At 70.8% G+C, this 5,994-nt stretch carries 3 protein-coding genes; 2 read left to right on the top strand and 1 reads right to left on the bottom strand.

Annotated features, from left to right (window positions below):
* Positions 1–421: hypothetical protein (locus E1289_RS40375; RefSeq protein WP_347813616.1), on the bottom strand; the 421-nt coding region annotated here is incomplete at its 3' end.
* Positions 422–457: 36 nt separating this feature from the next.
* Here E1289_RS40375 and E1289_RS35970 point away from each other — a divergent pair.
* Together E1289_RS35970 and E1289_RS35965 are read left to right on the top strand one after the other, a co-directional pair.
* Complete coding sequence (locus E1289_RS35970; RefSeq protein ID WP_347813615.1) at positions 458–3,877, top strand: SDR family NAD(P)-dependent oxidoreductase; 3,420 nt, start codon at positions 458–460, stop codon at positions 3,875–3,877.
* The coding region (locus E1289_RS35965) for a type I polyketide synthase (RefSeq protein WP_131988384.1) at positions 3,877–5,994 on the top strand (2,118 nt) is incomplete at its 3' end. The genes E1289_RS35970 and E1289_RS35965, both read left to right, overlap by 1 nt.

Here is a 5,994-nt window from a genome sequence, read left to right as displayed (position 1 = left end):
ACACAACACCACCCACACCCCACTCCCACCACTCCCCACCTACCCCTTCCAACACCACACCCACTGGCTCCACACAAACAACCACGACAAGAACACCGAAAGCCTCGGACTCAGCAGAACGGGCCATCCGATCCTGGCGGCCGCCACCGAGATATCGAACTCCGGCACAGTCCTTTTCACCGGAGGGCTTTCGCTCAAATCCCAGACTTGGTTCAACGACCACGCCATCGTCGATTCGGTGCTGGTCCCCGGAAGCGGCCTTGTCGAAATGGCATTGCACGCGGGCGCCCGCACTGACGCTCCGCACATCGAGGAGCTGACGCTCGAAAGCCCGCTGGTCATCCCTGACGAAGGCTCCCTGCATCTGCAGATCACGGTCGAGCCCGCGGATGACGGTGGACGGCGGACTATCGCCGTCCATTCCAGGCCCGCGGACGGTGAAGACGGCTCCTCATGGGTGCGGCACGCGGTCGGTGCCCTGTCCGGCACCCTGGACCCGCCGCCGTCGCCGCCGTCCGAGTGGCCGCCGGCGGCCGCCGCGCCGATCGATCTCACCGGCGCGTACGACGGCCTGAGCGAACGCGGCTACCACTTCGGCCCGGCGTTCCGCGGCCTCACCCGCGCCTGGCAACTCGGCGACGACCTCTACGCCGACATCGTCCTCCCCGACGACACCGACACCACCGGATACGGCATCCACCCCGCACTCCTCGACGCCGCACTCCACCCCCTCGGACTCAGCCAGACCACGGGCGATCCCATCAAACTTCCCTTCGCCTGGCAGAACGTCTCCCTCCACGCCACCAGGCCCACCACCCTCCGCGTGCGCCTCCAGCCCACCGCCGACGACCAGGTCCGCATCACCGCCACCGACGCCGAAGGCGCGCCGGTCCTCTCCGTCGGCGCGCTCAACGTGCGGCCGATCGCGCCGGAGCGGCTGCGCTCGGCGGGGCGCGCTCACCGCGAGAGCATGTTCGAGCTGAACTGGCAGGCGCTTGCGGAGACCGACCCGGATGGTCCGTGTCCGTCCTATGCGTTCGTCGGCGGCCACGGTGACGGCGCGGCACGGATGCTCGCGGAAGCGGCCGCGCAGGTGCACCCTGACCTGTCCTCGTACGGCAAGGCCGTCGATGCCGGGGAGCCGCTGCCGGAACTGACGTTGCTGTGGTGCCCGAAACTCGCGGTCGGCAACGTTCCCGCGGACGCGCACGACATCGCCGGCGAAACGCTCGGTGCGCTCCGCACATGGCTTGCCGACGACCGCTACGCCGGGCGCCGTCTCGTGCTCCTGACGAGAAGTGCGGTCGCCACGGGTCTCGACGCAGGGATCGGCGATCTGGCCCAGGCGACGGTCTGGGGCCTGGCCCGTACAGCGCAACTCGAACATCCCGGCCGCGTGGCGGTCATCGACATCGACGGCCATCAGGACTCGGCCGGTGCCATCGGCGCCGCTCTGGCGAGTGGGGAGCACCAGGTGGCCGTCCGGCGCAGGACCCTGCTCGTCCCCAGAATCGGCAGGCCCGACCCCGGCGCCGATCTCGACACCCCTGCCGGACCGGTTCCCTGGCGGCTGGAGAACCGCACGCCGGGCACCCTCGACGATCTCGTGGCAACCCCCTGGCCGGAGGCGGAGGCGCCGCTGGCGGCCGGGCAGATCCGCGTCTCGCTTCGCGCGGCAGGTCTCAACTTCAGGGACGCGCTCGTCGGGCTGGGAATGGTGAACGACCGCACGGGCGTAGGCGGTGAAGCCGCCGGTGTCGTCGTGGAGGCCGCTCCCGATGTGCCGGACCTGGCTCCCGGCGACCGGGTGATGGGCCTGTTCCAGGACGGCGTCGGCCCGCTGGCGGTCACCGACCGCCGGCTCGTCGCCCGCGTCCCCGCCGGATGGTCTTTCGCCCAGGCGGCCGCGGTGCCCGTGGTGTTCCTGACCGCTTACCAGGGGCTCAAGGAACTGGCGGGGCTGCGGCGGGGCGAGACGCTGCTCGTCCACGCCGCGACGGGCGGTGTCGGCTCGGCGGCCCTCCAGCTCGCCCGGCTCTGGGACGTGAACGTGCTCACCACCGCCGCCCCCGAGAAGTGGCACGCGCTGGAGGCGCAGGGGATCGACGAATCACACCGCGCGTCCTCCCGCACGCTCGACTTCGAGGAGCGGTTCCGCCGCCTGGTCGGCGAACGCGGTGTGGACGTCGTCCTCAACTCCCTCGCCAACGAGTTCACGGAGGCGTCCCTGCGGCTGCTCGGTCCCGGGGGGCGGTTCATCGAGATGGGCAAGACCGATGTCCGGGACCCCGCACAGGTCGAGGACGACCATCCGGGTGTCGCCTATCACGTGTTCGACCTGCATGAGACGCCTGCCCGGCGCATCGGCGAGATGTTCGCCGAGCTGGCTCCCCTGTTCGAGGACGGCTCGCTGGTCCCGCCGCCGATCGAAGCTTGGGACGTCCGGCACGCGGCCCGAGCGCTGCGCCATCTCAGCCAGGCCCGGCACATCGGCAAGGTGGTGCTGACCATTCCGGCCCCGCTGAACCCCGACGGCACCGTCCTGATCACTGGCGGCACCGGGAGCCTCGGCTCCGCGGTCGCCCGCCACCTCGCCGAGCGCCACGGTATGCGGCACCTCCTGCTCGCCAGCCGCTCCGGCCCGGAGGCGGAAGGGGGTGCGCGGCTCCTCGGCGAGCTCGCCGACCGGGGCGCCGACGTCACCGTCGCCGCCTGCGACACCACCGACCCGGCCGCGCTCGCACGCCTGGTCGAGTCCATCCCGGAGGAGCATCCGCTCACCGCCGTCATCCACGCGGCGGGCGTCATCGACGACACCGTCCTCACCGACCTCTCCGGCGACCAGCTGGACACCGTGCTCCGCCCGAAGGCCGACGCGGCCTGGCACCTGCACGAGCTGACCAAGGACCTGGACCTCAGCGCGTTCGTGCTGTTCTCCTCGATCGCCGGAACCCTGGGGTCTCCCGGGCAGGGCAACTACGCCGCCGCCAACGCCCTCCTGGACGGCCTCGCCCACAGCCGCCGCACCCAGGGGCTGCCCGCCATCAGCCTCGCCTGGGGACTCTGGCAGCAGCCCGGGGGAATGACGTCCCATCTCACGGAGACCGATCACGCGCGGCTCACCCGCAGCGGCCTGAACCCGCTTCCCACCGACCAGGCCCTCCGGCTCTTCGACGCCGCGCTCGACCACCCCGGCCCCACACTCGTCCCCGCCGGCATCAGCGTCAGGGCTCTCGCGGCGGCGGCCGAGAGCGGCACGATCTCTCCGCTGCTCCAGGGGCTCGTGCGGGGCGGCCGGAAACAGCCGGCCGGCGCCGCCGCCCAGCCGTCCCCGGACCTGCGGATGCGCCTGGCGAGCCTTTCCCGAGACGAGCAGGACGAACTCCTGCTGGAGACCGTGCGCGGCCAGGTCGCCGCGGTCCTCGGACACGACGCGACGGACATCGGTCGCGGGAGCACGTTCAAGGAGCTCGGGCTGGACTCGTTGACCGCGGTCGAACTGCGCAACCGGCTGGGCACCGCCACCGGCCTGCGCCTGCCCGCGACGCTCATCTTCGACCGCCCGACGCCGCACGAACTCGCCGGGTATCTGCGTTCGCAACTCGTCCCCGAACCACCGCCCCCCGGCGCGGCGCTGCTCGCCGAGCTGGACGGGCTGGAGGCGAGCCTCGCCGACGGCCTCGACATCGGCGGCCTTCCCGGAGACCTCCGCCCCCGCCTCCACGGCCTGCTGCGGCGGCTGTCCGGGCAGGAGCCGCCGGGACCCGACATGACCCGCACCATCCTGGCCACGAGCCGGCCCGAGGATCTCTTCGCGCTCATCGATCGCGGCATGGACGACAACGACCACGGCGACAAGGCCGAGGGGGGTAAGTGATGGCCAACGAGGAAAAGCTCTTCGAGTACCTCAAGCGGGTCACGGCCGACCTTCAGGAGACCCGCGAACGTCTCCACGAGGTGGAGGAGCGCGCTCGGGAGCCGATCGCGATCGTGGCGATGGGGTGCCGGTACCCGGGTGGTGTGTCATCGCCTGAGGATTTGTGGGAGCTGGTCGAGCAGGGCCGCGACGCCATCACCCCGTTTCCCGACAACCGGGGCTGGGACCTGGACGCCCTCTTCGACCCCGACCCCGATACACCCGGGAAGTCCTACGCCCGGGAAGGCGGGTTCCTACACGACGCCGACCAATTCGACGCCGCGTTCTTCGGAATCTCCCCCCGCGAAGCCACCGCCATGGACCCCCAGCAGCGGCTCCTGCTCGAAGTCGCCTGGGAAACCATCGAACGCGCCGGCATCGCACCCCCTTCCCTCAAGCAGAGCCGGACGGGAGTCTTCACCGGCGTCGTCTTCCAGCCTTACGGACCCCACCTGCACCAGGCGCCGGAGAACTACGAGGGATACCTCATGACCGGCAAGGCCACGAGCGTGGCCTCCGGCCGGGTCTCGTTCACCCTCGGCCTGCACGGACCTGCGGTCACCGTCGACACCGCCTGCTCCTCCTCTCTGGTGGCCATGCATCTGGCCGCCCACTCCCTGCGCACCGGTGAATGCGATCTCGCCCTCGCCGGCGGCTCCACCGTCATGTCCACGCCGGGTCTGTTCGTGGAGTTCAGCCGCCAGCGGGGGCTGGCCGCGGACGGCCGGTGCAAGTCCTTCGCCGCGTCCGCCGACGGCACGGGATGGTCCGAGGGCGTCGGCCTGGTGCTGCTGGAACGCCTGTCGGACGCCCGGAAGCACGGTCACCCGATCCTCGCCGTGATCAGGAGTTCGGCGGTCAACCAGGACGGCGCCAGCAACGGCCTCACCGCGCCCCATGGTCCGTCGCAGGAACGCGTCATCAACGAGGCCCTGGCCCATGCCCAGCTCTCACCCGACCAGATCGACGCGGTTGAGGCCCACGGCACGGGCACCGCACTGGGCGACCCCATCGAGGCCAACGCGCTACTCGCGACCTACGGCACCCGCCACACGCAGGACCGGCCGCTCTACCTGGGCTCGATCAAATCCAACATCGGTCACACGCAGGCCGCCGCCGGGGTCGCCGGGGTCATCAAGATGGTCCAGGCCATCAACCACGGCCATCTGCCCGAGACCTTGCACGTCCAAGAAGGCAACCCGGAAGTGGGCTGGGGAGCCGGTACCGTCGCGCTTCTCACCGAGGCTCAGCCCTGGCCTGAGGTCGACCGGCCCCGCCGTGCCGCTGTGTCCTCCTTCGGAGTCAGCGGCACCAACGCCCACCTCATCCTCGAACAACCCCCGAAACCTGCACCCGTCCAGACCACGGCGACGACACCACCCACCACGCCCGCACTCGCCTGGCCGCTGTCAGCGAAAACCCCCCAAGCGCTCCGCGCCCAAGCCGAGCGGCTCTTGGAGCACCTGGACCACCACCCCGACGTCAGCCTCATCGACGTCGGATACACCCTGGCCACTGCCCGCGCCGCTTTCGCTCACCGCGCCGTCATCACCGGCACCGGACTGGACGACTTCCGCACCGGTCTGCGGGCACTGGCCACCGGGCAGTCCGCACCCGGACTGACCCACACACCCCCAGCCGACCCCTCCGGGGACAACAGGATCGTCTTCGTGTTCCCCGGCCAGGGATCGCAGTGGCCCGGCATGGCCACTGAGTTGCTCCGCACCTCACCGGTGTTCGCCGACCACATCCACGCCTGCCACCAGGCGCTGGCCCCCCACACCGACTGGTCCCTGCTCGACCTGCTCCACCAGCGCGAGACCGCTCCCGCTCTGGAACGGGTCGACGTCGTTCAACCGGCCCTGTTCGCCGTCATGACCGCCCTGGCCAAACTCTGGCAACACCACGGCATCCACCCCCACGCCGTCATCGGCCACTCCCAAGGCGAAATCGCCGCCGCCTACACCGCCGGCGCACTAACGCTTGACGACGCCGCCAAAACCATCGCCCTGCGCTCCCAAGCCCTCACCACACTCGCCGGCACCGGCACCATGGCCCACATCCTGTCTCTTATAAAC

Origin of the sequence: Actinomadura sp. 6K520 (genome assembly GCF_004349245.1) — a bacterium.
Classification (GTDB): Bacteria; Actinomycetota; Actinomycetes; order Streptosporangiales; family Streptosporangiaceae; genus Spirillospora.
This window is presented reverse-complemented; position numbering and strand designations above follow the sequence as displayed.